This window comes from Candidatus Limousia pullorum, assembly GCF_057405065.1.
Genome location: NZ_CM171614.1, coordinates 616,402 through 641,792, shown reverse-complemented (window position 1 = coordinate 641,792; position 25,391 = coordinate 616,402). Strand labels below are relative to the sequence as shown.

At 41.8% G+C, this 25,391-nt stretch carries 24 protein-coding genes; 20 read left to right on the top strand and 4 right to left on the bottom strand.

Features of this window, described 5'->3' with window-relative positions:
- Positions 1–223 precede the first annotated feature (223 nt).
- Both CGICJO_RS02880 and CGICJO_RS02875 read left to right on the top strand, forming a co-directional pair.
- A complete protein-coding gene (locus CGICJO_RS02880) occupies positions 224–1,897 on the top strand; it encodes an FtsW/RodA/SpoVE family cell cycle protein (protein WP_242968296.1) in 1,674 nt (557 codons plus the stop codon).
- A gap of 12 nt (positions 1,898–1,909) precedes the next feature.
- Positions 1,910–3,304 carry a penicillin-binding transpeptidase domain-containing protein gene (locus CGICJO_RS02875; RefSeq protein ID WP_486499567.1) on the top strand — a complete coding sequence of 465 codons (1,395 nt, stop codon included), beginning with the start codon at positions 1,910–1,912 and terminating at the stop codon, positions 3,302–3,304.
- A 108-nt stretch (positions 3,305–3,412) separates the two neighbouring features.
- Here the strand turns inward: CGICJO_RS02875 and CGICJO_RS02870 are convergent, their stop codons facing one another.
- Complete coding sequence (locus tag CGICJO_RS02870) at positions 3,413–3,970, bottom strand: Fe-S-containing hydro-lyase (protein ID WP_486499566.1); 558 nt, start codon at positions 3,968–3,970, stop codon at positions 3,413–3,415.
- Between the two features lie 12 nt (positions 3,971–3,982).
- Positions 3,983–4,828 carry a fumarate hydratase gene (locus CGICJO_RS02865; protein ID WP_505300426.1) on the bottom strand — a complete coding sequence of 282 codons (846 nt, stop codon included), beginning with the start codon at positions 4,826–4,828 and terminating at the stop codon, positions 3,983–3,985.
- A gap of 177 nt (positions 4,829–5,005) precedes the next feature.
- On the opposite strand from CGICJO_RS02865, the gene CGICJO_RS02860 reads away from it, so the two are divergent.
- The 11 genes from CGICJO_RS02860 to hydF all read left to right on the top strand — a co-directional run bounded on the left by CGICJO_RS02860 (position 5,006) and on the right by hydF (position 14,930).
- Entirely contained in the window at positions 5,006–5,683 is a 678-nt protein-coding gene (locus CGICJO_RS02860) for a response regulator transcription factor (protein ID WP_087377117.1), read from the top strand.
- The gene (locus CGICJO_RS02855; RefSeq protein ID WP_486499564.1) at positions 5,670–7,385 is read left to right on the top strand and encodes a sensor histidine kinase; all 1,716 of its coding nucleotides are present in this window, start codon (positions 5,670–5,672) and stop codon (positions 7,383–7,385) included. The genes CGICJO_RS02860 and CGICJO_RS02855 overlap by 14 nt, the downstream gene beginning before the upstream one ends.
- Positions 7,386–7,603: 218 nt before the next feature.
- Positions 7,604–7,774, top strand: coding sequence for a hypothetical protein (locus CGICJO_RS02850; protein WP_158096226.1), 171 nt, complete (start codon positions 7,604–7,606; stop codon positions 7,772–7,774).
- A gap of 145 nt (positions 7,775–7,919) precedes the next feature.
- Positions 7,920–8,474, top strand: coding sequence for a manganese efflux pump (locus CGICJO_RS02845; RefSeq protein WP_486499563.1), 555 nt, complete (start codon positions 7,920–7,922; stop codon positions 8,472–8,474).
- A gap of 206 nt (positions 8,475–8,680) precedes the next feature.
- On the top strand, positions 8,681–8,941 hold the full coding sequence (gene rpsT, locus CGICJO_RS02840) for a 30S ribosomal protein S20 (protein ID WP_087377121.1): 261 nt from the start codon (positions 8,681–8,683) through the stop codon (positions 8,939–8,941).
- Between the two features lie 148 nt (positions 8,942–9,089).
- Entirely contained in the window at positions 9,090–9,242 is a 153-nt protein-coding gene (locus CGICJO_RS02835) for a hypothetical protein (protein ID WP_204245157.1), read from the top strand.
- A 438-nt stretch (positions 9,243–9,680) separates the two neighbouring features.
- Positions 9,681–10,241: an adaptor protein MecA gene (locus tag CGICJO_RS02830; protein WP_486499562.1), complete on the top strand. Its 561-nt coding sequence runs from the start codon at positions 9,681–9,683 to the stop codon at positions 10,239–10,241.
- A gap of 269 nt (positions 10,242–10,510) precedes the next feature.
- A complete protein-coding gene (locus CGICJO_RS02825) occupies positions 10,511–10,789 on the top strand; it encodes a TM1266 family iron-only hydrogenase system putative regulator (protein WP_442856058.1) in 279 nt (92 codons plus the stop codon).
- On the top strand, positions 10,786–11,853 hold the full coding sequence (gene hydE / locus CGICJO_RS02820) for a [FeFe] hydrogenase H-cluster radical SAM maturase HydE (protein ID WP_486499561.1): 1,068 nt from the start codon (positions 10,786–10,788) through the stop codon (positions 11,851–11,853). Before CGICJO_RS02825 ends, hydE begins: the two co-directional genes overlap by 4 nt.
- A gap of 19 nt (positions 11,854–11,872) precedes the next feature.
- Positions 11,873–13,291, top strand: a complete 1,419-nt coding sequence (hydG, locus tag CGICJO_RS02815; protein ID WP_087377127.1) for a [FeFe] hydrogenase H-cluster radical SAM maturase HydG — start codon at positions 11,873–11,875, stop codon at positions 13,289–13,291.
- A gap of 418 nt (positions 13,292–13,709) precedes the next feature.
- Positions 13,710–14,930: a [FeFe] hydrogenase H-cluster maturation GTPase HydF gene (gene hydF, locus CGICJO_RS02810; protein ID WP_486499560.1), complete on the top strand. Its 1,221-nt coding sequence runs from the start codon at positions 13,710–13,712 to the stop codon at positions 14,928–14,930.
- Between the two features lie 76 nt (positions 14,931–15,006).
- Here the strand turns inward: hydF and CGICJO_RS02805 are convergent, their stop codons facing one another.
- Both CGICJO_RS02805 and CGICJO_RS02800 read right to left on the bottom strand, forming a co-directional pair.
- On the bottom strand, positions 15,007–15,702 hold the full coding sequence (locus CGICJO_RS02805; protein ID WP_486499559.1) for a DUF6062 family protein: 696 nt from the start codon (positions 15,700–15,702) through the stop codon (positions 15,007–15,009).
- Between the two features lie 85 nt (positions 15,703–15,787).
- Positions 15,788–16,675 (bottom strand): helix-turn-helix domain-containing protein, encoded by an 888-nt coding sequence (locus CGICJO_RS02800; RefSeq protein WP_087377133.1) that lies wholly within the window; start codon positions 16,673–16,675, stop codon positions 15,788–15,790.
- Between the two features lie 433 nt (positions 16,676–17,108).
- Between CGICJO_RS02800 and CGICJO_RS02795 the strand changes: the two genes are divergently transcribed.
- The 7 genes from CGICJO_RS02795 (at position 17,109) to CGICJO_RS02765 (ending at position 25,204) form a co-directional block, all read left to right on the top strand.
- The gene (locus CGICJO_RS02795) at positions 17,109–18,500 is read left to right on the top strand and encodes a carbohydrate ABC transporter substrate-binding protein (RefSeq protein ID WP_486499558.1); all 1,392 of its coding nucleotides are present in this window, start codon (positions 17,109–17,111) and stop codon (positions 18,498–18,500) included.
- 182 nt (positions 18,501–18,682) lie between these two features.
- The gene (locus CGICJO_RS02790) at positions 18,683–19,576 is read left to right on the top strand and encodes a carbohydrate ABC transporter permease (RefSeq protein ID WP_486499557.1); all 894 of its coding nucleotides are present in this window, start codon (positions 18,683–18,685) and stop codon (positions 19,574–19,576) included.
- Positions 19,577–19,595: 19 nt separating this feature from the next.
- Positions 19,596–20,474: a carbohydrate ABC transporter permease gene (locus CGICJO_RS02785; RefSeq protein WP_087377139.1), complete on the top strand. Its 879-nt coding sequence runs from the start codon at positions 19,596–19,598 to the stop codon at positions 20,472–20,474.
- A gap of 59 nt (positions 20,475–20,533) precedes the next feature.
- Complete coding sequence (locus CGICJO_RS02780) at positions 20,534–20,743, top strand: DUF6903 family protein (RefSeq protein ID WP_442856059.1); 210 nt, start codon at positions 20,534–20,536, stop codon at positions 20,741–20,743.
- 150 nt (positions 20,744–20,893) lie between these two features.
- Positions 20,894–23,065, top strand: coding sequence for a 1,3-beta-galactosyl-N-acetylhexosamine phosphorylase (gnpA, locus tag CGICJO_RS02775; RefSeq protein WP_486499556.1), 2,172 nt, complete (start codon positions 20,894–20,896; stop codon positions 23,063–23,065).
- A 123-nt stretch (positions 23,066–23,188) separates the two neighbouring features.
- Positions 23,189–24,085, top strand: coding sequence for a nucleotidyltransferase family protein (locus tag CGICJO_RS02770; protein WP_486499987.1), 897 nt, complete (start codon positions 23,189–23,191; stop codon positions 24,083–24,085).
- Positions 24,086–24,154: 69 nt separating this feature from the next.
- The gene (locus tag CGICJO_RS02765) at positions 24,155–25,204 is read left to right on the top strand and encodes a phosphotransferase enzyme family protein (protein WP_087377256.1); all 1,050 of its coding nucleotides are present in this window, start codon (positions 24,155–24,157) and stop codon (positions 25,202–25,204) included.
- Positions 25,205–25,391: the final 187 nt, after the last annotated feature.

Here is a 25,391-nt window from a genome sequence, read left to right as displayed (position 1 = left end):
TCCGACATAGAATTTTGATAAATACAATATATATATAGCGTTTTTTGCCGAAAGCTGTAAAATACCGAATAATTCATAAAGGTTTGTTGACATTCTTTCATTTTGGTAATATCATATAAGGTGCAGAAGTGACTGAAAAATAAGTTTATTTCCGTATGTAAATAGTGCATTTAAAAGAAGAGATTTTTAAATTAAAAAAGCTTTGGCAGGAAAGGGTGATTTTTTGGATCTGCAAATAGTTATGGACGCTTCGGTGGTAGCGCTGAGAATTCTTTTGCCCATCTATGCTATGGTTATAGTGTACCAGTGTTACAAATCTATGCGTCACCACAGAAGAGCGGAAAAACCTCTGCTCACCTTGGAGGATGTATTTACAGGACAAAAATATCCGGTGGTATTCTGGGAAAACTCCATCGGCAGAAGCAAAAGAAGCGATATATGTATTCAAAACGAAACCGTTTCCCGAGATCACAGCGTTCTGCTTAGAAGAGAGGACGGCTGGTTTATTACCGATACCAAGTCAAAAGCCGGAACCTATGTAAACGGTAAAAAGACACGTGGCAGAGTAAAGGTTATGATTGACGATGAAATATCGGTGGGAAGCACTACTCTTGCAGTGAGAAGAGGCAGCGAATATTCCGAAGAGATAAAACCTTCATGGTATTTTTCAAAAGCTAAGACAAAACCGTCAATAAAACAGTATAAGCTTATGATACTTATAACGGTATTCCATCTGCTTATGGCTTTGGCGGCTTGCTTTTCTAATGAAATACAGGATTTCAGACCGCTTGTTGTGTGGGGATTTCTTACAGCTCTCGGCTGGACATTTTTCTTTGTTTCAACGGTAATCCTTAAAAGGGTTAACTTTGAGCTGGAGGCTCTGGGATTTTTCCTTACGGGTCTTGGTATAATGCTGCTTGTCCGGCAGGTTGAACGGCAGGCATACACGCAGATGATAACTGCGGCAATGGGTATGGTGCTGTTCATGTTCCTTATAAAGTTTATAGAGAATCCGGACAGAGTTAAAAAGTACAGAACTATCATTATGATAGGCGCAGTTGCATTTTTGGCAATAAACCTTGTGTTCGGTAAAATCCAGCACGGCGCAGCAAACTGGATTTCAATCGGCTCATTTACCATTCAGCCTTCTGAATTTGTAAAAATTGCATTTATATTTGTGGGCGCTGCAACACTTGACCAGCTGCAGACCAGTAAAAACCTTTTGGAGTACATCATATTTTCTGCGGTGTGCGTAGGTGCGCTGGCTATTATGGGCGACTTTGGTACGGGACTTATATTCTTCGTTACCTTCCTTTTCATAGCCTTCATGCGTTCCGGCGACTTTAAAACAATTATCCTTGCAGTTACTGCGGCGGTATTTGCCGGCGCTATGGTTTTGAAATTCAAGCCCTACATTGCGGACAGATTTGTTTCATGGGGTCATGTTTGGGAATATGCCCAGACAAACGCATATCAGCAGGCAAGAGTTCTTACATATACTGCCTCCGGCGGACTTTTCGGTGTTGGCGTGGGCAATGGATGTTTGAAATATGTATTTGCTTCTGAAAACGACCTTGTGTTCGGACTTGTGGCAGAGGAAATGGGAATAATTGTGGCGGTTATCTGCGCCATTGCAATAGGCGGTCTTGTTCTCTATTCAAGAGCAATAACCACCAGAAGCAGAAGTACATTCTATTCTATATCCGCATGCTGTGCGGCAGGACTTCTGCTTTTCCAGATGGCTTTGAATATTTTCGGAGCTACAGATATTCTTCCTCTTACCGGCGTTACATTGCCGTTTATAAGCTTGGGAGGTTCAAGTATGATTTCTTGTTGGGGTCTTTTGGCGTTTATAAAAGCGGCGGACGAACGAACTTACGCCATGCGCCGCAAATAAAGGAGGTATTCCATGAAAAGAACTTGGACAAGAAGTATTTTGGTGTATATAGTTGCCCTTGCGTTTTTTGCAGGACTTGCAACCTTCTGTGCAAGACTTGTTCTTAACAACGAAGCATGGGTTCAGCAGCCATATAACGGCCATACCGCAGGAAGCGGCGGACTTGCTATGGCCGGTAAAATTTACGACAGAAACGGAACTGTCCTTGCCTATACCGAGGACGGCGAGAGAAAATATCACGACGACTATTTGACAAGATGTTCTTTGCTTCATGTGGTGGGCGACAACAGCCTTAACATTTCAACGGCTATTCAGAGCCTTTACAGAACCCAGCTTACAGGCTTTAACTATATCTGGGGTCTTGGAATGCCTGAATCCTTGAAACAGGGAAACGACATAAACCTTACCATTGACGCAGACATCAACAGAGCGGCTCAGGAAGCTATGGGCGACCAGGAGGGCGCAGTGGTTGTTTACAACTACAAAACCGGCGAGCTTCTCTGCTCCGTAAGCAATAAAACCTATGACCCGGCTGACCCTCCTGAGATTACCGAGGAAAACGAGGAAGAATACGACGGCGTATATCTTGACCACGCAATCTCATCTCAGTATACTCCGGGTTCTGTATTTAAGCTTGTTACAACGGCTGCCGCTTTGGAGTATATAGACGATATCCAGGAGCAGACCTTCCATTGCTCAGGAAGCGTGGAAATTTTGGGCAACGATGTAAACTGTCACTCTGTTCACGGGGATATATCCTTTGAAGAGGCTCTTTCCCAGTCCTGTAACGTGGCATTTGCGGAAATCGCCCTTCAGGTTGGCGCAGAGCATATGCAGGAGGTTGCCGAGAAAATGGGATTTAACTCCAATTTCTTAATAAGCGACGTTCCTACAGCGGTTTCACACTATGACGTAACAGAAGCCGACGACAACCAGCTTGCATGGTCAGGTATCGGACAGTATACAGACCTTGCAAACCCAATGCAGATGGCTATTATCTGCGGAGCTATTGCAAACGGCGGACAGCCTGTAATCCCTTATCTTGTTGAGGAGTCCTCCTCAATATTCGACCAGCTGGGACTTTCCTCCGGCGGAGGCGAACTGGGCGACAGAATGATGCCCGAGGAAGTTGCAGAAGAGCTTGGCTCTATGATGAGATATACTGTAGAAACCCACTACGGCGACGATACCTTTGCGGGACTTCCAGCCTGTGCAAAGTCAGGTACTGCGGAAGTTGGCGAGGGCGAACCAAACGCATGGATTGTGGGATATATCGACAGCGAGGAGTATCCGCTGGCTTTTGCGGTTGTTGTTGAACACGGCGGCTGGGGACTCGGTACCACAAGCCCGATAATCGACGCAACACTTGAAGCGGCAATCCTTTCCCTTGACGCAGACGCTCAGTAATTTGATTTTTATAAACCTCACCGTAACAGCGGTGGGGTTTTTCTTTTATAGAACTATTTTATAAAAAATAAAATGCCGTAATGAATACGGCATTTTAAATGAAAATATTTATTCTTCGGTAATACGGTATTTCGGCGGTTCGGATTCGTAGAGGTTGTTGCCTTTTGAATCTATTACAACTATGCATGGGAAATCCTCTATAACATAGCGTCTAATGGCTTCCGTTCCCAAATCCTCATAGCAGAGAAGCTCCTCGCTTTTTATGCTTTTGGCAATAAGGGCGGCGGCGCCTCCTATGGCGGCAAAATAAACGCAGTGATTTCTCACAATGGCGTCGATTACCTCTTTGTTTCTTGCCCCCTTGCCTATCATGCCTTTCATTCCTCTGTCCAAAAGGGCAGGTGTGTACTTGTCCATTCTGTAGCTGGAGGTTGGGCCGGCAGGGCCTACCGCATATGGTGGTTTTGCAGGAGCAGGGCCTACATAGTAGATTATCTCGCCTTTTATGTCAACGGGAAGTTCTTTGCCCTGCTGTAAAAGCTCGAAAAGTCTTTTGTGAGCGGCGTCACGGCCTGTTATTATTGAACCGCTTAAAAGCACGCTGTCGCCGGCGTTAAGGTTTTCTATGTCATCTTCCGTAATTGGAAGTGTAATTTTTTTTGTCATCTAAGACCCTCCTTAAATTTCCGCTTCTTTATGTCGGGCGGCGTGACAGCAGATGTTAACTGCAACAGGCATACCGGCAATGTGTGTGGGGTAGGTTTCTATGTTTACTCCCAAAGCGGTGGTGTTTCCTCCGAGACCTGCTGGACCAAAGCCCATGCGGTTGATTTTTTCAAGAAGCTCATCTTCCATTTGGGCATAGCGTGGGTCCGGGTTCTTTGTGTCGATTGGTCTGAAAGTGGCTTTTTTTGCAAGCTGGGCGGCTTTTTCAAAGGTTCCGCCTATGCCAACGCCCACAACTATAGGAGGACATGGGTTGGGTCCTGCTTTTTTAACTGTTTCAAGTATAAAGTCCTTTACTCCCTCTGCCCCGTATGAGGGTGTAAGCATTTTGATTGCGGACATGTTCTCGCTTCCGAAGCCCTTTCCGCCCACCAAAAATTTGATTTTATCTCCGGGAACAATCTCTGTGTGGATAACCGCAGGTGTGTTGTCCTTTGTGTTTATTCTGTCGAATACCGGGTCTGTTACCACGCTTTTTCTAAGATAGCCCTCGTCGTAAGCCTCACGGACGCCCTGTTCTACAGCTTCCTTAAAGCTTCTGTCCTCGATTACCACCTTGTCCCCGTATTCAACAAAAAGCACAGCCATTCCTGTGTCCTGACAGATTGGAATTTGCTCCTTTGCGGCTATTTCGTTGTTCTCCAAAAGCTGGCTCAAAACATTTTTGCCAACGGGGGATTTTTCCTTTTCTCTGAAATCCTTCAAAGCCTTTGTTATGCTGTCGTCGATAAAATAGTTGCAGTCCATGAAAAGCTGCTTAACTGTTTTTGTGACAGTATCCGCCTTGATTTTTCTAATTTCCATATTCTCACCTGATTGCTTAGAAATTTTAAATCTTAATATATTATAAAATATTGTGAAATGTATTTCAATATGAAAAAAATTATGTTATCATATTTTTAAGTAACAATACAAAACAGACATATATTTTTCACATTGGTAAATTAAGATAATCTTATCATAGGAGGGATATTTATGAGTAAAATATTGGTAGTAGATGATGAATTTAGAATAAGAGAACTTATAAAGAAATATGCAGTTTTTGAGGGTCACACAGTTGAAGAGGCTGTAGACGGAATACAGGCTATTTCTATATGCAATCAACAGGATTTTGACCTGATTATAATGGACGTTATGATGCCTGAGCTGGACGGTTTTTCCGCCTGCCGTGAAATAAGAAAGAAAAAATCAACCCCGATTATTATGCTTTCTGCAAGGGGCGAGGAATACGATAAAATCCACGGCTTCGAGCTTGGCATTGACGACTATGTTGTAAAGCCTTTCTCACCGAGAGAGCTTATGCTCCGTGTAAACGCAGTTTTAAAGCGCACAGGCGGCGGTGAAAACGGCGAAAAGAGAGACGTTTTTGAATACAAGACACTGCATGTTGATTTCAGCGGCAGAATTGTAACCGTTGACGGAAAACGTGCCGAAATGACCCCGAAAGAGTACGAGCTGTTTTTCTATATGGTTAAAAACAAGGGACTTGCCCTTACCAGAGAAAAGCTTATCAGTGAAGTATGGGGATATGATTTCTTCGGTGACGACAGAACCCTTGACACACACATTAAACTCCTCAGAAAGAGCCTTGGCCCTTACGCAAGCTGTATTGTAACACTTCGAGGGGTGGGATATAGATTTGAAACAAATTAAACATAAATTTTCAAACATGCCCCTGCGCTACAGGGTTGTAATGTACTTTCTTCTGTTTTCCTTAATAATGCTTATTCTTCTTTGGCTTTTTCAAACTGTGTTTTTTAAAGGCTTTTACAGGTCTGTAAAAATCTCACAGGTTGAATCCTGCGCAAAGAATATAATTACCATGATGCAGGGAACTGAGGACGACGAGGGCGTTAACGTGGACAAGGTAAGCGCTATGGTGGAATATATCTACGAGCAGAACGATATGATGGTTGCTCTTTATGATTTGAACACCAACTTTGCAATGAGCATATGCTCCTCTGACGTTCCGGAAAACCTCGAGAAGATAAGCGGTTCTGATGTTATAAGATATAGAAATATGGCAATGCAGAACGGCGGAACATATCTTGAATACCAGCATAAAGCATTAAATGAGGACAGCGGAAGCCTTGAAAAGTATGCGGCTGAATCTGTTACATATTCCGAAGTGTTTATGGATTCGGGAAACGGCCGTTACATGATAACAATCCGCTCTATCATTACCCCTTTCAACAGCGTTGTGGACACACTGAGAAATCAGCTTATAATAATCTCTGCAATACTGATTGTTCTAAGCGTTGTGCTTTCAATAATAGTGTCAAATCTTATTACAAGACCTATTATTAAAACAAACAAAGCCGCAAAGGAGCTTGCAAAACAGCACTATGACGTTAAGTTTGAAAGCGACGGATATTTGGAAATCCGTGAGCTGAACGACACCTTAAACTTTGCCGCCCGAGAGCTTACAAAGGTTGAAAAGCTGCGGAAAGACCTTATCGCCAACATTTCCCACGACCTGAGAACCCCTCTTACAATGATTACAGGCTACGGCGAGGTAATAAGGGATTTGCCCGGCGAAAACACACCTGAAAATATTCAGATTATTATAGACGAAGCCACACGCCTTAACGAGCTGGTAACCGACCTGCTGGATATTTCAAAGCTCCAGTCCGGTGCCATGCAGCTTGTGCGCACCGACTTCTCACTTACAAAATGTATCGAGGAGATTTTCAACCGTTACACAAAGCTTATTGAGCAGAACCACTACAACATTGTTTTTAACTACAAAGAGGACGTTATAATCAACGCCGACGATGTAAAGATAAAACAGGTTATCTATAACCTTATAAACAACGCCATAAACTATGTGGGCGACGACAAGACCGTTATTGTAACTCAGATTGCCGACAAGAACTTTGTCCGTGTAGAGGTTACAGACCACGGTGTGGGCATTGACCCTGACAAGCTTGAATACATCTGGGACAGATATTACAAGGTTGACAAGGCTCACAAGTCAGCCGTTATCGGCACAGGCTTGGGACTTTCCATAGTTAAAAATATTTTGGAGCTTCACAATGCAAGGTTCGGAGTTAAGAGCAAGCTGGGCGCCGGAAGCACATTCTGGTTTGAACTGCCTGTTCAGTCCATAAAGAACAAGCACTACATGACCCAGAAAATAGACGCCCTTGAGATTTCCGAGGAAAGCACCATAAATGCAGAGGTGGTTGACCTTTCAAAGAAGCCGTCAAAGAAAAAGGATAATTCCAAGAAGCGCAAAAAGTCCGAGGAACAGCCGGAACAAAACACAGAAATAGACGATGCGGAAATCTATGAATATGAGGTTTCCGGGCATAAGAAAAGTTCCGAGCCATTGGAAAATCCTTATAAGGATTAAAATACTAAAGATAATTCCCCGAGGCAAAACTTCGGGGAATTTTTATATTGCCGGAAGAGGACAATTCTTAGTAAAATTTTAATTTTGTGTATATTTTACAATTTGAGATATATAATTTGTACGTAAAAATGCTCAGTGGTTTTGGATAACATATTGTATTTTTTTATTATTTTGTTATAATTAACTTAGGATGATTAGTTAAATAAGGAGGCGTTATTATGAGAATTACTTGTATAGGTTTTTTGATTTGCCTTGTGTGCATTTTCTGCGTGGCAAGCTATCCAAACACGGCTCTTTATGTTATAGCCAACATCGGTTTTTATCTTGGTGTTCTTGTAACCGCCTACGGCATAACAAAAATCCGTGAACCGGGAGATAAAAACGATTGACAAATAAATAATTATTGAATTTTTACTGAAATGAAAACCTGCGGTAATGCTGAAAGCCGCAGGTTTTCTCCTTTTTAAAAACAAAAGTAACAACAAAGTGTAAAAGGACATAGGATAAAAGGAAAAAACTTTCAGGTGTTGAACAATGGATTTCCTTTCAGGTTTTATCTTATGTCTGGGACTTTCTGCCGACTCCTTTTCAATGGGGTTAAACTACGGTTTAAGAGGAATAAAAGTCTCTTTTCTCTCAAGAATAATCGTAAGCCTTGTTTCTGTTCTAAATATGTTCCTGGCTCTTTTCTTGGGCAGGCTGATACTTTGTTTTGTGGATGAAAATTTTGCCAAAGTTGTGGGATGCATAATGCTTTTTGCTCTTGGGATTTTTGTCATCTGTCAGGGCTTTTTAAAGAAAAACATATCCGGCGATTTTGACAACAACAGAAAAATTACCTGGGCGGAGGCTCTCTATGTTGGCGTCGCCCTGTCCGTGGATTCTTTGGGGGCAGGTATATGCTTTGCCGTAAGCGGAAGCGGATTTTTCTTCCTTCCCCTATGCAGCGGCGTCTGCCAGTTTTTCCTAATGCAGCTTGGCAATTTCTTCGGAAAGAAAATAAAAGACCGTTCCCGTTTTTCAAAAAAGCTTTTGGTCACTGTTTCCGGCAGTCTTATCTGCTTTATGGCTGTTTTAAGATTTTTTTAATTTTCTCTTATTGGGTATTTTTTGCCGTCTTTGGTCAATACTTAAACAGAAAGCTTTCCTTGAACTATCTATATGCTGTAAAATCTTATGTTTTTTACTTATTTTTTTCGTCAAAAAAAATTGTGAAAAATTCCGTAAACTACTTGCTTTTTTCTTGAAAAAATGATATGATAACAGCACATGACGATATTTAAGGAGGTGGGACAATGCCAAACATTAAATCAGCAAAGAAGCGTGTAAAGGTTATCGCAACTAAGACAGCTCAGAATAAGGCTATCAAATCTGCTTTGAAAACAGCAGTTAAGAAGGCGTACATTGCTATTGATACAAACGCTGACAACAAGGCTGAGGCAGTTAGTCTTGCTGTTAAGAAGATTGATCAGGCTGCAGCAAAGGGTATCATGCACAAGAACACAGCTGCAAGAAGCAAGTCTGCTCTCGCTAAGAGACTCAATGCTTCCGCATAATAGCAAATACGAAATTAACGCTAAAAGCAGAGCCACACGCCCTGCTTTTTTTGTTTTTTTATTGACTTTTTATAAAAAAAGTTTTATTATTATAACAGAGAATTTTGTGTTCTTTTTTATTTAAAATTTAGAAAACGGAGGGTTTCAAATGAGCAAGAACGGAAAATTGGGATTGATTATCGGAGTTATCTCTGCAGTTGCCGCTGTTACAGCCGCAATTACAGCATTTCTGATTGTCAGAGAAAAGAAAAAGAGAGATGAGGAAGAGCTTGACCGTTATCTGGACTGCTCTATCCAATAATTTTGGTTCCGCCGAGCCAAGGTTTGTGCTGGGAGTTTATGACAGCACTCGGCGGGCGAGACGTTTTCTTTAAATATGTTAGAATGGCTCACTCTATCAAGGGTGAGCTTTTTTATTTTCGCTATGCCTAAGTTTTAATTGACGGTTAGGTTCAGCACATGGCGGGCGAGTTTTTTAGTTCCGACGTGCAAAGCTTTTTCTATGAAATCAGCTGCTGCACACGTCGGGCGAGACGTTTTCTTTAATATGTTAGAATGGCTCACTCTTAAATAAAGTGGGCTTTTTAATTTTAAAAATGAACCCATGCAATGATAGTTCTATAAAAGAATAATAGAATAGTAAACCGATGCTGTGTTATAACCTTCAATAAAAAATATATCCCCCTTAACCCAATTTGCATATCATGTATTGAGCCATAGTTTGTAAAGGAGGGTGTCTATGACGGTTGAACAGATAGACAGCTCAAAGGTGCTGATTTCTCTATGCAACGAGGATTTAACGGAATATTCTCTGCGGTTTGACACCATGAGTTTTAATGACCCACATTCAAGAAGAATACTCAACAAGCTTTTAACTATAGCCTGCGGAAAAACAGGCATAAAACAGGAAAAGGACAAATCTATGCTGGTGGAGGCTATGCCACACAGCAACGGCTGTCTTATCCTTTTGACCATGAACCACAAAAAGAAAAAAAGAACCGTATACCGCATAAAAAAGAACTCTTCCGGCTGGTGCTGCCGCTTTAAAAACGCCGAGGACTTTTTATGCTCATTGGAAAAGCTTTCCGAGAAAAAGGAAACATTATACCGTGTGTCGGCTTATCTTTTCGGTGAAAGCTATTATATGTTTATTGAACAGTCAAAACTTCCGGAAAAAGCCACGGAAATTTTAAGCGAGTTCGGAAGACTTAGAAAAAGAGAACTGCTTTTTTCCAAAAGACTTTCCGAGGGCGGCAAGCTCTTGTTTTTTAAACCGAAATTTACAGGAAGACTTTGGTAAAAATGATAATTGTTATTGTTTTATTCAACTATCCTGTTGACAACAGCAATCCAAGGTAGTATAATTTAATAAACGCAGAAGCTCAATGGTGTTTCGGAGAGCTTGTGCCTGAAAAATATTAAATCTGCTGACAATAAGGGTTAGCCCGAGTTAAAAGCCGAGGATTTGCACAGGGATAGTGTACCTGTATATATGCGTTTTGGCTCCCGTATACCCTTTTGGTGTACGGGACTTTTTATTTTATAATTGTTTTGCGGATAGGAAAAGCGGTGATTAAAATAGACAGATTGGCTCAGATAGGGATAATAATTCAGGATATCACAGCGGCGGACAGGGTAAACGATATACTCCACGACTATTCCTCATATATTGTGGGAAGAATGGGACTGCCCTACAAAAAATACGGCGTTATGGTGATAAGCATAATTATTGACGCTCCGGTGGAGATAATAAGTGCATTAACAGGCAAGCTGGGAATGATTAAAAACGTAACCGCAAAGTCTGTTATGTCTAAACTTGATATACCAACACTGTCGGAGGAAAAATGAAAGACATCAGATTGATTGAAAATTTAAAAAATACCATAATTTCACTAGATAAGGGTGAAATGCCGGAAGCGTCCGCCCTGGTGCTTCTCCTTGAAAATTACAGAGAGCCGGAAATATTCGGTTTTGCCAGAGATTTGGGCAGAGAAAAAGCCTTGGAAAATTACGGCAACAATGTGTTTATCAGAGGACTTATAGAGGTTTCAAACTACTGTACCAAAAACTGTTTTTACTGCGGAATACGCTGCGGCAATAAGGAAGCTCAAAGATACAGACTGGATTTTGAGGATATTATGAACTGCTGTGAAAGCGGCTACAATGCAGGCTTTCGTACCTTTGTAATGCAGGGCGGCGAGGACCCGGTTTTTAACGACGATTTTGTATGCCGAACCGTTGCCGCAATTAAAAATAAATATCCCGACTGCGCAGTGACCCTTTCCTTGGGAGAGAGAAGCTACAGCTCCTATAAGCTGCTGAAAGAAGCGGGCGCAGACAGATATCTTTTAAGGCACGAAACAGCCACAAAAGAGCATTACGAAAAGCTTCATCCCAAAAGCTCATCCTTTGAAAACAGAATGGAATGTCTTTATTATTTGAAAGAGCTGGGATATCAGACAGGCGCAGGATTTATGGTGGGTTCGCCTTGGCAGACTATGGAAAATCTTGCAAACGACCTGATATTTTTAAAGGGATTTCAGCCCCACATGGTTGGCATAGGGCCTTTTCTTCCCCACAGTCAGACACCTTTCAGAGATTTTCCAAAGGGAAGCGCAGAACTTACCCTGTTTATTTTAAGCCTTGTGAGAATTATGCTGCCTAAGGTTTTGCTTCCTGCCACTACAGCCCTGGGAACAAGAGAAGAGGGCGGCAGAGAAAGAGGAATTCTCCACGGTGCAAATGTTATTATGCCTAACCTTTCACCGGTTGAGGTGAGAAAAAAATATATGCTGTACGACAACAAGCTGTCAAGCGGAGCGGAAGCCTCTGAGGGCTTGGAAATTTTGAGAAAATCCCTTGAGAAAATAGGATATGAAATCCCTGTATCAAGGGGAGATTGTTTAAAATAAAGATAAAGGAGATAAAGTTATGTACGACGTAAAATCACCAAAGGCTGAAGAATTTATCAGCCACGAGGAAATACTTGATACACTTAAATATGCAGAGGAAAACAAGCACAACGCCCAGCTTATAGATGAGATTTTGGCAAAGGCTGCACTTAGAAAAGGCCTTTCCCACAGAGAAGCCGCAGTTTTGCTTGAGTGCGATATACCAGAGAAAAACGAGCTTATTTTTGCTTTGGCAAAGGAGATAAAGCAGGAATTTTACGGCAACAGAATCGTTATGTTCGCTCCCCTTTATCTTTCCAACTACTGTGTAAACGGCTGTCTTTACTGTCCTTACCACTACAAGAACAAGCACATTGCAAGAAAGAAGCTCACCCAGGAGGAAATCGTAAAAGAGGTTGTGGCTTTGCAGGATATGGGTCACAAAAGACTTGCCCTTGAAGCAGGCGAAGACCCTGTAAACAATCCTATCGAATACATTCTTGACTGTATCAAGACTATCTACAGCATCAAGCACAAAAACGGCGCAATCAGACGTGTTAACGTAAACATTGCCGCAACAACTGTTGAAAACTACAGAAAGCTTAAAGAAGCCGGCATCGGCACATATATTCTTTTCCAGGAAACATACCACAAGGAAAATTACGAAATGCTCCACCCAACAGGCCCTAAGCACAACTATGCATACCACACAGAGGCTATGGACAGAGCTATGGACGGCGGTATCGACGACGTAGGTCTCGGCGTTCTTTTCGGACTTAACCTTTACAGATACGACTTTGTAGGACTTTTGATGCACGCAGAACACTTGGAAGCTGCAAAAGGCGTAGGCCCTCACACAATCAGCGTTCCACGTGTATGTAAGGCTGACGACATCGACCCAGAAGCATTTGACAACGGTATCGACGATGATACATTTGCAAAGATTGTTGCATGTATCAGAATTTCCGTTCCTTACACAGGAATGATTATCTCCACAAGAGAAAGCCCGAAATGCAGAGAGAGAGTATTGGAGCTTGGTATTTCTCAGATCAGCGGTGGTTCAAGAACCAGCGTTGGCGGTTACGCAGAGGAAGAGCCTGAGGAGGAAAACTCCGCTCAGTTCGACGTTTCCGACAGAAGAACTCTCGACCAGGTTGTAAACTGGCTTATGAAGCTGGGTCATATTCCGAGCTTCTGCACAGCCTGCTACAGAGAGGGCAGAACCGGCGACAGATTTATGAGCCTTGTTAAGAGCGGTCAGATTGCAAACTGCTGTCAGCCAAATGCTTTGATGACATTGAAAGAATACCTTGAGGACTATGCTTCTGAGGAGACAAAGAAAAACGGCGAAGCTCTTATTGCCAAAGAGATAAACAACATTCCAAAGGAAAAGGTAAAAGACATAGTAAAACAGCACCTTATCGAAATCGAACAAGGTCAAAGAGATTTCCGCCTGTAATTTTTTGTCCGACCTGTCTGTGTTTAGCAAAGGAAATTGACACCTGCACAGGTCGGGCGAAACCTTTCTTTTATATATCCGCCTTGCAGGGCTTGGGTTTAGGAATAAACGTCATTACAAGGCGGACGAAACCTTATGTTGAGCGACTGGGAGTGGTTCGCTCTCATTTGGGTTGATATTTTTATTTATTCCCGACAAAACACTTGATAATTCTATAAAAGAAAATACTAACCGTAGGGGCGGATATGTTAATTCGCCTCTACGACGAATAATTCTATAAAAGAAAATTAAAAACAAAGTTAAATGAGAGCGAACCATTCCGAAGACTGCGGAAAAGGTCTCGCCCGACGGAAAACGTAAGTCTATCTTTATATGGGAGTTTTGCCGTCGGACAAAAAAGAAAAAGAGGTGAATAGAGATGGGATTGAATAATACACCTAATGCCGATAGAGTTCATATTGGTATATTCGGCAGAAGAAATGCGGGAAAATCAAGCGTTATAAATGCTGTTACTGGACAGAACCTAGCCATTGTTTCCGAAGTTTTGGGAACAACAACCGACCCGGTCTATAAGGCTATGGAAATTCTGCCTTTAGGCCCTGTTGTGCTTATAGATACCCCGGGACTTGACGACGTGGGAGAACTGGGCGAGCTGAGAGTTCAAAAGGCTTTTCAGGTGCTCAATAAAACAGATATCGCATTGCTTGTTTTAGATGTAAACAGCGGCTTTTCAAAGGAAGAAGAAAAGCTTTTAGAGCTTGTAAAGGCAAAAAATATCCCCTTTGTGGCAGTGCTCAATAAAACAGATATAGCCAAAGAGGATAAAATAAAGGAATTTGAAAAGCTTTTAAAGGATAAATATAATATTGAAAATGTGGTTTCAGTGAGCGCAGAGAAAAAAGACGGTATTTTTGAACTGAAAGAAAAAATAGCTTCACTGAATACAGAAAAGGAAAAGTCACCTATAATTTCAGATTTAGTCTGTCCGGGAGAGCTGGCGGTGCTGGTTGTGCCTATAGACGAGTCTGCACCTAAAGGCAGACTTATTCTGCCGCAGCAGCAGACTATAAGGGATTTGCTTGACCACAACGCAATGGCGGCGGTTACTCAGGTTACAACATTGGCAAAAACCCTTGAAAGCTTTAAAGAGCCTCCGAAGATTGTTGTAACAGACAGTCAGGCTTTTAAAGAGGTTGCAAAAATAGTTCCGGAGAGCGTTCCTCTCACATCATTTTCAATTCTTTTTGCACGCCATAAGGGAGAGCTTTCAACCCTTGTAAAGGGCGTAAAGGCTATGGATAATCTAAAGGACGGGGATACCGTGCTTATTTCCGAGGGATGCACACATCATAGACAGTGCAACGATATCGGAAGCGTTAAAATCCCCAATGCGGTGAGAAAATACACTGGAAAAAATCTCAATTTTGAGTTTACCTCAGGGGGAGAATTTCCACTTGATTTAAGCAAATACAGCCTTATTATCCACTGCGGCGGATGTATGCTCAACGAAAGAGAAATGAAATATAGAATAGCCTGCGCAAACGATGCAGGTATTCCTATGGTGAATTACGGAGTGCTTTTGGCTCATGTAAACGGAATTTTAAACAGAAGTCTTGAGCCGGTGGAAAAGGATATTTGATTAACAGAAAATTACCATACACGTTATCCTAAAAAATAAACCGTTACCGGAAGTTTAACTGCCGATAACGGTTTGTTTATTTTATTTGGAAATCCATGGGGCCGTTTAAAAAGACTGCGCTTCGTTCTATAGAGTCTTTGGAATTTTTAAAATCTCCTCCGGCGTTTCGGTAATCAAACATACTGCAAAAATGGGTGACGTCACCTTTCAGCTCTTTGAGATAGTTCAGGGTTATACCCTTTGTGACTTCAGCAAATTCCAGAAAATCTTTTTTGCCAAGAATATCTCCGGCGGTTGTTATCATGGCTGAATAGTGCTCAAGACAGAAAAAAGGCTGGGCGGAATAAAGCTTTTTAAAGCTTTCATCCTTTACGAAAAGCTTTGCGGTGGTTTCCATAGCTCTTTGTAAATCCTCGGAAATATTTTGGCAGATAAAACAGGAATGGAAAAGCTTTTCACACCGGGCGGCTTCCCCTTTGATTTTTTTCACGTTTTCCTCTTCTTTAAAGCAGTTGTCAATAATGTACTGCAAGTGACTCTCCAAAATAAGTGCGTTTGAAAGCCTTCCCCCTGTTTCAAACATAAGCTGCAAATGATGCTTGCAAAAGCCTGTTTTATTTGTTTCAATTCTCACAGTAGGCTCCATTTTGGCGTCGCCGGTTATGTAGCGGGCGTAGCTTTCCTCCAGCTTTTTCTCAAGACGGCAGAAAGGACAGCCATCCTTTTCAATAAATACGTCGGTTACAGGAATTGTGCATATTGTCTGTTTCATTTTTTCACCCTTTCCCCTATATTTTTCCTTGATTATATAAAAAAGGCACATGAGAAATCATGTGCCGCTTTTATAAAAAGTAATATTACTTGATTATTTCTTTTTTCATGAAATTGCCTGGGTTTGTCTGGATATCTCCCTTAGCACGGAATCTCTTTCTGTACTGTTCAGGCTGAAGTCCTGTGTTCTTCTTGAAGCACTGAGAGAAATAAGAAGGTGAAGAGAAGCCTGTGAAACCGGCAATCTGTGCGATTGAGTAGTTGCTGGAAACCAAAAGGTTCTTACATTCGTCAATTCTTTTGCTGATGAGGTAGTTTATAGGCGAAATCTTATAGTCTTCTGAGAATGCGTGTGAAAGATAATATTTGTTAACCTTAGCAACTTCTGCAAGCTCGTCCAAAGTGATGGACTCACGGAAGTTTTCGTCAATATATCTTTTTGCTGTGCGGCATGCACGGTTAACGCTCTTGGAATTATCAAGAGTAAGGCTGTAGTTTGCCTTTCTGATTATGTTGATAATAAGAAGTTCGAGTAAATCCTGGCATACAGTTGTCTTATATGGTGTATCTTTATCCATTTCGGACTGCAAAAGCTTGAGATATGTTTCAACAACCTCTCTGTCCTTTTTATAATGGATATGAGTATAGTCGTCGTTTGAGTTAGGATTGTCGAAGCAGAAAGCAATTCCGTCAACACCTACAAAAACATATTCAAAATCTTCACCGGAAAGAGTTTTTTCTGTATGTGAAACACCTGGATTTATAATAACGAGATCGCTTTCCTCAACTGTAAATTCTGTGTCCTCAACTTTAACAACACCTTTGCCGCTTGTCACATAGAAAAACTCGGCGAAATAATGTGAATGAAGTGTGCTGTGCCAGTCGTTGCCGTATTTGGATTTTCCTACATAAAGTAATCTTGCGTCCAAATGTTCAGTAGTAGTGTGGTCAATTGTGTAAAGTTCGTTGCTCAATAAGATAACCTCCTCTTAAATATAACTTAAATTAAGACAAAAAAGAAACATGCCTACTCATCATCACGATAATTTTAACATATTATATATCTCTTTGCAAGTAGGAAATATGTGTAAAAAAACAGAACTTTATGTGAACAAATTAACAACTGGATTGTGCCATGTATACAATAAAATTTCTTGATTTTGCATAAAAAACAAACTTTTGGACTTGTGGGTATAAAAAAAGGCGTTTAAATCAAAAATTATTATAAAAATTAACGAAAAAAGCAATAAAAAAATAGTAAACTGCAAGAAACTTATTGAAATTATTTCTGTATGAGGTATACTATGGAATGTAAAGGATAGGCGGCATACGTGCCTGTCTTTTGTCATTGCAGACTGCCCGGTTGGGCAAAATTTTTATTCATTTTCAGAAAGGATGAAATCAGTCATGAAAAAGGTATTGGCAATGATTCTGTCAGTTCTCATGGTTGCTTCTCTCGCAGCTGGCTGCGGCGGCAACACAGATACTACAGAAGGAACAACAGATCCAGCTGCTACAAGTGAAGGCGGCAACGCAGAAGTAAGCGGTACAATCGTTGTAAAGGCTATCGAAACAGCATACGGCGCAGATATGTGGAACGAAATCAAAGATGCTTTCGAAGCAGCATATCCTGGCACAACAGTTGAGCTCGAGGTTAGCAAGACTCTTGAGACAACTCTTGCAAACGAAATCCAGGCAGGTAACTATCCTGACGTTGTTCACCTTGCAACAAACCGTGACGCTAAGATTACAGAGAATATGATCAACAACATGCAGCTCCGTGACCTTACACCAGTTCTTGGCCTCACAAATCCAGGCGAAGAGAAAACAGTAGGCGACAAGATCATCGGCGGATTTACAGAGACAAACGCAACAAATCCATATGGCGATGGCAAGACATACCTCATGCCAATGTTCTACAGCCCATGCGGTCTCTTCTACAGCGCAAACCTCATGGAGGAAAAGGGCTGGACAGTTCCAACAACATGGGACGAGATGTGGGCACTTGGCGACAAGGCTAAGGAAGCAGGAATCTCCCTCTTCACATACCCAACAACAGGTTACTTCGATGCATTCATGTTTGCACTTCTCGCATCAACAGATAAGGGCATCGACCTCTACAACGACGTAACTTCCTTCAAAGAGGGCGTTTGGGATACAGAGGAAGCTAAGCAGGTTCTCGACGTAATCGCAAAGCTTGCTACATACACAGAACCATCAACAACAGAGAACGCTAACGACATCGACTTCTCTAAGAACCAGCAGCTCATCATCGATGGCAAAGCTATTTTCTGCCCTAACGGCACATGGCTCCCAGGTGAGATGGCTGACTCTACTCCAGAAGGTTTCGTATGGGGCATGACAGCTGTTCCAGCAGTTTCTGCTGACAAGAACCCAACATCCTTCACATTCCTCGAGCAGATCTGGAGCCCACAGGGTGCTAAGAACACAGCTGGCGCAGATGCTTTCATCGCATTCATGTATTCAGATGCAGCTATCGATATCTTTGCTAAGTACGGCGCAGTTCAGCCGGTAGCAGGTATCGCTGACAAGCTCGAAGGCGACAACAAGACATTCTACAGCATCTATGATAACGGTGCAACAGCAGTTATGGGTGGCTTCGTAGCTACAACAGACGCTGGTGTAACACCTGCAGATGCATACTTCACACCGGTTAACCAGCTCGTTGCAGGCAACATCACAGTTGACGAGTGGCTCGCAGGTATTAAGGATGCTAACACAGCTCTCGGCGCAGCAGTAATTTCTGCTAGCGAAGAGCCTACTGATGCAGCAGCTTAATCTTTTAATCTTAATTAGAATGAGAACAAAAGTCGCTCAAAGCGATTTATCCCCAATCTAACTGAATAGATTTAAAGTGGTATAAATAAACTTACCATGCGACTTTTAAAAAATCTATCAAGCGGTGGGCAGTTTGTCTGCCCGCCGCATTTTCATTAAATAACCGATAGGAGAAATGCAGCATGAAAAAAAGTGGCGGTAGAGGTCTGTTTGTCGGACTGTGCATTATCCCGACAACAGTGTTGTTTACATTATTCATGGTTGTACCTACATTGGAAGTTTTTTATTACTCCTTCTTCGGCGGATTCAGTAAATACAATATTACAAGCAAAAGTTTTGTAGGTTTCAAAAACTACATAGATTTGTTTACAAATTCAACAATTGCCCCGAAGTTTATAGGCACATTCCAGAACACAATTCTTCTTATAGTACTTGTTACTATTGTTACATTTGCATTTGCACTTGTATATGCAGGAATTCTCAGCAGAGAAAAAATTAAAGGTCAAAATTTCTTCAGAATTATATTCTACATCCCAAATATACTTTCTGTAGTTGTTATTTCATCAATCTTCTTTAACGTTGTATACGATTCAGATATCGGTATTCTCAACAGTATCACAAGCCTCTTTGGCGTTACAGTTCAGTGGAAATCAGGTAATGAGGTTGTTATCTTCAGCCTTGCAATTGCTATGATTTGGCAGGCAATCGGTTACTACATGGTTATGTACATGTCAAGTATGGCAGCCATTCCAGAGAGTATTTATGAAAGTGCAAACCTTGAAGGTGCAAGCCGTGTAAGAGTATTCTTCCAGATTACAATTCCACTTGTATGGACAAATATCCGTACAACACTTACATTCTTCATCATTTCTACAATCAACTTGAGCTATCTGTTTGTTCGTGCTATGTATGGCTCAAGAGCTCCTGAAAGTACATATGTTCTTCTCTACTACATGTATGAAAAGACACAAGACTATGGTCGTGCAATGGCAATAGGCGTTATCACGTTCTTGTTCTCATTCCTCCTTGCAGGTATTGTTAATGCGGTAACAAAGCGTGAGATTCTTGAATTCTAAGAAAGGAGCGGATTAAATTATGAAAAATACCATTCTCAAAGAGCGTATAGTAAAAGTTATAATTTATCTCGCTCTTATCATTTTCGCACTTATTATCATTGTTCCTGTGCTCTGGGTTTTCCTGGCAGCGTTCAGACCTAACAGTGATTTCCGTGGCGAAACAGCAATGACAAGCCCTTGGTCACTTCCAAGTGAATTTAGATTTGACAACTTTGTAGAAGCTTGGACAACAGCTAAAATGGGAGATTACTTCCTCAACTCTGTAATTGTTACAGCAGTTGCTCTTGCATTGCTTCTCGTTCTTGCAATCCCGGCATCTTATGTTCTTGCAAGATTTAAGTTCCCGGGTAAGAAAATACTTAACACAGCTCTCATGGGCGGATTGTTTGTTAACGTATCTTACATCGTTGTTCCGATTATGCTCCTTCTTTTGAGCTTCGACAGAGCAATCGGCATGACATTCTTTATGAACAACAAGTTCATACTTGCAGTAGTACTTGCATCAACAGCTTTGCCGTTTACAATTTATCTTCTCGAAAGCTATTTTGTTACTATCCCTACAGCTTTCGAAGAAGCAGCATATGTTGACGGTGCAGGTTACTTTAAGACAATGTTCAGCATTATGATTCCAATGGCAAAGCCAAGTGTTATCACAGTTATTCTGTTTAACTTCCTTGCTTTTTGGAACGAGTACATCGTATCAATTACATTGCTCTCCGGAGACAACGTAACATTGCCGGTTGGTATTATGAACCTTTCACAGGCTTCACAGTCAAAGGCAGAATACGGACGTATGTACGCTGGACTTGTATTGGTAATGCTTCCGGTTCTCATCCTCTACATGTTTGTTCAGAAGAAACTTACACAGGGTATGACCGCCGGCGGTGTTAAGGGTTAATAATAAACTGCAAAGGAGGTTTTGGTTATATCTCTCTTTGAGCAGATATAACATTGATTATGGAATCTAAGAAAATTATAAGCACAATAATCGGTATTGTAGCATTTATTGTTGGTATGGTTTTAATTTTCGTAGGACGTAACGTAGCAGATATCGGACACCTTATAATGCAGTTTGTAGGTTTGTTTATTCTGCTTGGTCTTCTCTTTGTGTACAACAAAAGATGGACAAAATACGATGTTAAACCTGTTAAAAAAAATAAAAAATAATATTGGGCAAAATATGCCGGTATAACTGTGCATATTTGCGATGATGTATGTCCGCCACTGCGTAGCAGCGACGGGCATACAGTTGTACCTAAAGGGTTGATTGCAGATTTTTTCTGTAAACATATATTTGTTTGAAAGGAAATTAAACTTATGAAAGAGCCAACAAGAGAATTTGGTCGTGTTACCATTCCTACTGACATTGACGTTGTTCCCGAAACACTGGAACTTCTGAAAAAATGGGGAGCTGATGCTATCCGTGACTGTGACGGCACAGACTATCCAGAGGAATTGAAGTCAGTAGATGCAAAAGTTTATTCAACTTATTACACAACAAGAAAAGACAACGAATGGGCAAAAGCAAACCCGGATGAAATACAGCAGATGTACATTATGACTGCTCCGAAAACAGCTATCGACGGTTCTCTGTCAATAGAGCTTATGAAAAATCTCTATCCTGACATGCTTTCCGTTAATACACGTGATGATATCACACGCTGGTGGGAAGTTATCGACCGTACAACAGGTGAAGTTGTTCCTGTTGACCAGTGGAAGTATGATGAAGCTACAGGCTGCGTAGTAATCGACAAGGCAGTTCCTTTCCATGATTACACAGTAAGCTTCTTGGCATACATCATGTGGGATCCGGTACACATGTACAACGCAGTTGTTAATGACTGGAAGGGCGTTGAGCATCAGATTACTTTCGACGTTCGTCAGCCAAAGACTCACGAGTTTACAATGAAGCGTTTGCGCAAGTTTATCGAAGAGCATCCATATGTTGATGTTATCAGATATACAACATTCTTCCATCAGTTCACACTTATTTTTGACGAGCTTGCCCGTGAAAAGTATGTTGACTGGTACGGATATTCTGCAAGCGTAAGCCCATATATCCTCGAGCAGTTTGAAAAAGAAGTTGGCTACAAGTTCAGACCTGAATACATCATTGATCAGGGCTACATGAACAACCCATACAGAATTCCAACTAAGGAATTCAGAGATTTCCAGGCATTCCAGCGCAGAGAAGTTGCAAAGCTTGCTAAGGAAATGGTAGACATCACACACGAGTACGGCAAAGAAGCTATGATGTTCTTGGGCGACCACTGGATCGGCACAGAGCCATTCATGGACGAGTTCAAGACAATCGGCCTTGACGCAGTTGTTGGTAGTGTTGGTAACGGTGCAACTCTCCGTCTTATCAGCGATATTCCTGGCGTTAAGTACACAGAAGGCAGATTTCTTCCATACTTCTTCCCGGATACATTCCACGAGGGCGGCGACCCTGTTAAGGAAGCAAAATACAACTGGGTAACAGCAAGACGTGCAATCCTCAGAAAGCCAATCGATCGTATCGGATACGGCGGATATCTGAAGCTTGCAGTTGAGTTCCCTGAGTTTATAGAATATGTTCAGAGCGTTTGCAACGAGTTCAGAGAGCTTTATGAAAACGCAAAGGGCACAACTCCATACTGCGTAAAGACAGTAGCAGTTCTCAACTGCTGGGGTAAGATGAGAGCATGGGGTAACCACATGGTTCACCATGGTCTTTATCAGAAGCAGAACTACTCATATTTCGGCGTTATTGAGGCACTCAGCGGCGCTCCATATGATGTTAAGTTCATCAGCTTTGACGATATTAAGGAAAATCCTGACATGCTCAAGGACATCGACGTTATCATCAACGACGGTGACGCTTACACAGCACACAGCGGCGGCGCATTCTGGGCAGACGAAGAAATCGTTACAGCTATCAAGAAGTTCGTATACAACGGCGGCGGCTTCATCGGTGTTGGTGAGCCTTCTGCATATCAGTACCAGGGCAAGTACTTCCAGCTTTCCGGCGTTCTCGGCGTAGAGGAAGAGGTTGGATTTACACTTAACGTGGACAAGTACAACTGGGACGAGCACGAGCACTTCATCACAGAGGATGTTAAGGGCGAAATCGACTTCGGTGAGGGCAAAAAGAACATCTATGCTCTTCCAGGCACAACAATTATCTGCCAGAGAGATAAGGAAGTTCAGCTTGCAGTTAACGAGTTCGGTAACGGACGTGCTGTTTATATCAGCGGTCTCCCATACACCTTCGAGAATGCAAGACTTCTCCACCGTGCAGTTATGTGGTCAACACACAGCGAGGCTGACCTCAACAAGTGGTACAGCACAAACTACAACGTTGACGTACACGCATATGTTGCAAACAACAAGTACTGCGTTGTTAACAACACATACGAGCCACAGAGCACAACTGTTTACAGAGGCGACGGTTCAAGCTTTGATTTGGATATGGACGCTAACGAGATTATCTGGTACGAAATCAACTGATTTTAAGACAGGTATATAAAGACGGAACAAAGGTGCAGCTGCTTTTGCGGCTGCACCATAAATAGACTGAAAATAAATCTAATTTTTAAGGAGGAATTCTCGTTGAAAAAGGCATTAGTTATTATGGCAGCCGGCATGGGAAGCAGATACGGCGGCTTGAAGCAGATTGATTCAGTTGGTCCTAACGGCGAAATCATCATTGATTATTCTATTTATGATGCTAAACTTGCAGGATTCAGTAAGGTTTATTTTATTATCAAGAGAGAGAACTACGATATATTCCGTGAAGTAATAGGTGACAGAATTGCTTCCCAGATCGAGACTGAGTATGTTTTCCAGGAGCTTACAAATATTCCTGAGGGATATAAGGTTCCTGAAGAGCGTGTAAAGCCTTGGGGTACAGCACATGCTATCATGAGCTGCCTCGGAAAGGTTAAAGAGCCTTTCCTTGTTATCAATGCTGACGACTTCTATGGCAGAGATGCTTTTGTTAAGGTTTCCGAGTGGATTGACAAGGCTGACCTTAACGCAGATCCAATGCAGTACTGCATGGCAGGTTATATTCTTAAGAACACTCTTACAGAGTATGGCCATGTTGCAAGAGGCGTTTGCACAATGGACGAGAACAACTATCTCACAAGCATTGTTGAAAGAACAAAGATTATGCGCAGAGACGGCCAGGTTCAGTATACAGAGGATGAAGAAACCTGGGTAGACTTGGACGAAAATTCAATCGTTTCTATGAACTGCTGGTGCCTCACACCAAAATTCATCGATGAAACAGCAAAGCGTTTCACAGAATTTTTGGATGAGAACCTTGAGAAGAATCCTCTCAAGTCCGAATATCTCCTTCCTACAGTTATCAGAGAGCTGATTGACGAGGGCAAGGCAACTGTTGAGGTTCTCAAGACAGACGCTACATGGTTCGGCGTAACATATAAGGACGACAAGCCATATGTTGTTAAGTCAATAAAGGATAAAGTAGACAGCGGAGAATATCCGTCAAAATTGTGGGAGTGATATTTAGTGGCAGAGAAGAATTATAACTTTGACCTTATCGTAAGCCAGTTTTTAAACGAAGGCGACAAAATGGTAAGCGTTGGCCCATTCGGTGAAGGTCATATTAACGATACATACGCTGCTGTTATCGAGAATAACGGCGAAAAGAGAAGAATTATTGTTCAGAGAATTAACCACAGCATCTTTACAGAGCCTGCAGCTCTCATGGACAATATTTACGGAGTTACAACTTTCCTTAAAAAGATTATCGAGGCTAACGGCGGAGACGTTCTCAGAGAGACTCTCACAGTTATCCCTGCAAAGGACGGAAAGCTCTATTTTGTAGATGAGGGCGGCAACTACTGGAGATCTTACATCTTCATTGAGGGTGCAACAACCTATCAGAGCATCCAGACTAAGGAAGATTTCTACAACTGCGGAGCAGCTTTCGGTAACTTCCAGAGACTTTTGGCAGATTATCCTGCTGACCAGCTTTCAGAGTCCATTCCTAATTTCCACAACACAGAGAAGCGTTTCGAAGCTTTTGTTGAGGCTGTAAATAAGGACATCTGCGGACGTGCAAAAGACGTTCAGGCAGAAATCGAATTTGCAATGGCTCGTAAAGAGGCTGCATGCGAAATCGTTAACATGCTCAAGGAGGGCAAAATTCCTCTCAGAGTTACACATAACGATACAAAGCTCAACAACATCATGATCGACGACGCTACAGGTAAGGCTATCTGCATTATCGACCTTGATACAATTATGCCGGGTGCCGCTGCTTATGACTTCGGCGACAGTATTCGTTTCGGCGCAAGCACAGGCGCAGAGGACGAAGTTGATTTGAGCAAGATTGAAATGAGCCTTGAACTCTTCGAGGTATTTGCAAGCGGTTACCTCAGCGTTGCTAAGGAATTCCTTACAGATGAAGAGCTTTACAGCCTTTCAATCGGTGCAAAGATTATGACATTCGAGTGCGGAATCAGATTCCTCACAGACTATCTCAGCGGAGATACATATTTCAAGATTCACAGACCAAACCACAATCTCGACCGTTGCCGCACACAGTTCAAGCTGGTTGCTGATATGGAAAAGAAGATGGATCAGATGCATGCAATTGTAAACAAGTACGCAAAATAATTCATTTTGCAGCTTGCAAATATTCTTAGTTTGTGTATAATTGTATTGTCAGAACGACAAAAATCGATAGTATTAAATACTTATCGATGATAAGTCTGCACGGGGCTGCGGTGCTTGTTATGATTTAATATGAGTCTTTTGATTTGCAAAAAAATCATCAAAAAGTTATTCTAAGCACCTGCGTTTC

What these genes read in the sequence shown, in the direction of transcription:
- CGICJO_RS02875 (WP_486499567.1), top strand. Translation starts at nt 1,910, where the DNA reads ATGAAAAGAACTTGGACAAGAAGTATTTTGGTGTATATAGTTGCCCTT.
- CGICJO_RS02870 (WP_486499566.1), bottom strand. Translation starts at nt 3,970, where the DNA reads ATGACAAAAAAAATTACACTTCCAATTACGGAAGATGACATAGAAAAC.
- CGICJO_RS02860 (WP_087377117.1), top strand. Translation starts at nt 5,006, where the DNA reads ATGAGTAAAATATTGGTAGTAGATGATGAATTTAGAATAAGAGAACTT.
- CGICJO_RS02850 (WP_158096226.1), top strand. Translation starts at nt 7,604, where the DNA reads ATGAGAATTACTTGTATAGGTTTTTTGATTTGCCTTGTGTGCATTTTC.
- CGICJO_RS02845 (WP_486499563.1), top strand. Translation starts at nt 7,920, where the DNA reads ATGGATTTCCTTTCAGGTTTTATCTTATGTCTGGGACTTTCTGCCGAC.
- rpsT (WP_087377121.1), top strand. Translation starts at nt 8,681, where the DNA reads ATGCCAAACATTAAATCAGCAAAGAAGCGTGTAAAGGTTATCGCAACT.
- CGICJO_RS02835 (WP_204245157.1), top strand. Translation starts at nt 9,090, where the DNA reads ATGAGCAAGAACGGAAAATTGGGATTGATTATCGGAGTTATCTCTGCA.
- CGICJO_RS02830 (WP_486499562.1), top strand. Translation starts at nt 9,681, where the DNA reads ATGACGGTTGAACAGATAGACAGCTCAAAGGTGCTGATTTCTCTATGC.
- hydE (WP_486499561.1), top strand. Translation starts at nt 10,786, where the DNA reads ATGAAAGACATCAGATTGATTGAAAATTTAAAAAATACCATAATTTCA.
- hydG (WP_087377127.1), top strand. Translation starts at nt 11,873, where the DNA reads ATGTACGACGTAAAATCACCAAAGGCTGAAGAATTTATCAGCCACGAG.
- hydF (WP_486499560.1), top strand. Translation starts at nt 13,710, where the DNA reads ATGGGATTGAATAATACACCTAATGCCGATAGAGTTCATATTGGTATA.
- CGICJO_RS02805 (WP_486499559.1), bottom strand. Translation starts at nt 15,702, where the DNA reads ATGAAACAGACAATATGCACAATTCCTGTAACCGACGTATTTATTGAA.
- CGICJO_RS02795 (WP_486499558.1), top strand. Translation starts at nt 17,109, where the DNA reads ATGAAAAAGGTATTGGCAATGATTCTGTCAGTTCTCATGGTTGCTTCT.
- CGICJO_RS02790 (WP_486499557.1), top strand. Translation starts at nt 18,683, where the DNA reads ATGAAAAAAAGTGGCGGTAGAGGTCTGTTTGTCGGACTGTGCATTATC.
- CGICJO_RS02785 (WP_087377139.1), top strand. Translation starts at nt 19,596, where the DNA reads ATGAAAAATACCATTCTCAAAGAGCGTATAGTAAAAGTTATAATTTAT.
- CGICJO_RS02780 (WP_442856059.1), top strand. Translation starts at nt 20,534, where the DNA reads ATGGAATCTAAGAAAATTATAAGCACAATAATCGGTATTGTAGCATTT.
- gnpA (WP_486499556.1), top strand. Translation starts at nt 20,894, where the DNA reads ATGAAAGAGCCAACAAGAGAATTTGGTCGTGTTACCATTCCTACTGAC.
- CGICJO_RS02770 (WP_486499987.1), top strand. Translation starts at nt 23,189, where the DNA reads ATGGCAGCCGGCATGGGAAGCAGATACGGCGGCTTGAAGCAGATTGAT.
- CGICJO_RS02765 (WP_087377256.1), top strand. Translation starts at nt 24,155, where the DNA reads ATGGTAAGCGTTGGCCCATTCGGTGAAGGTCATATTAACGATACATAC.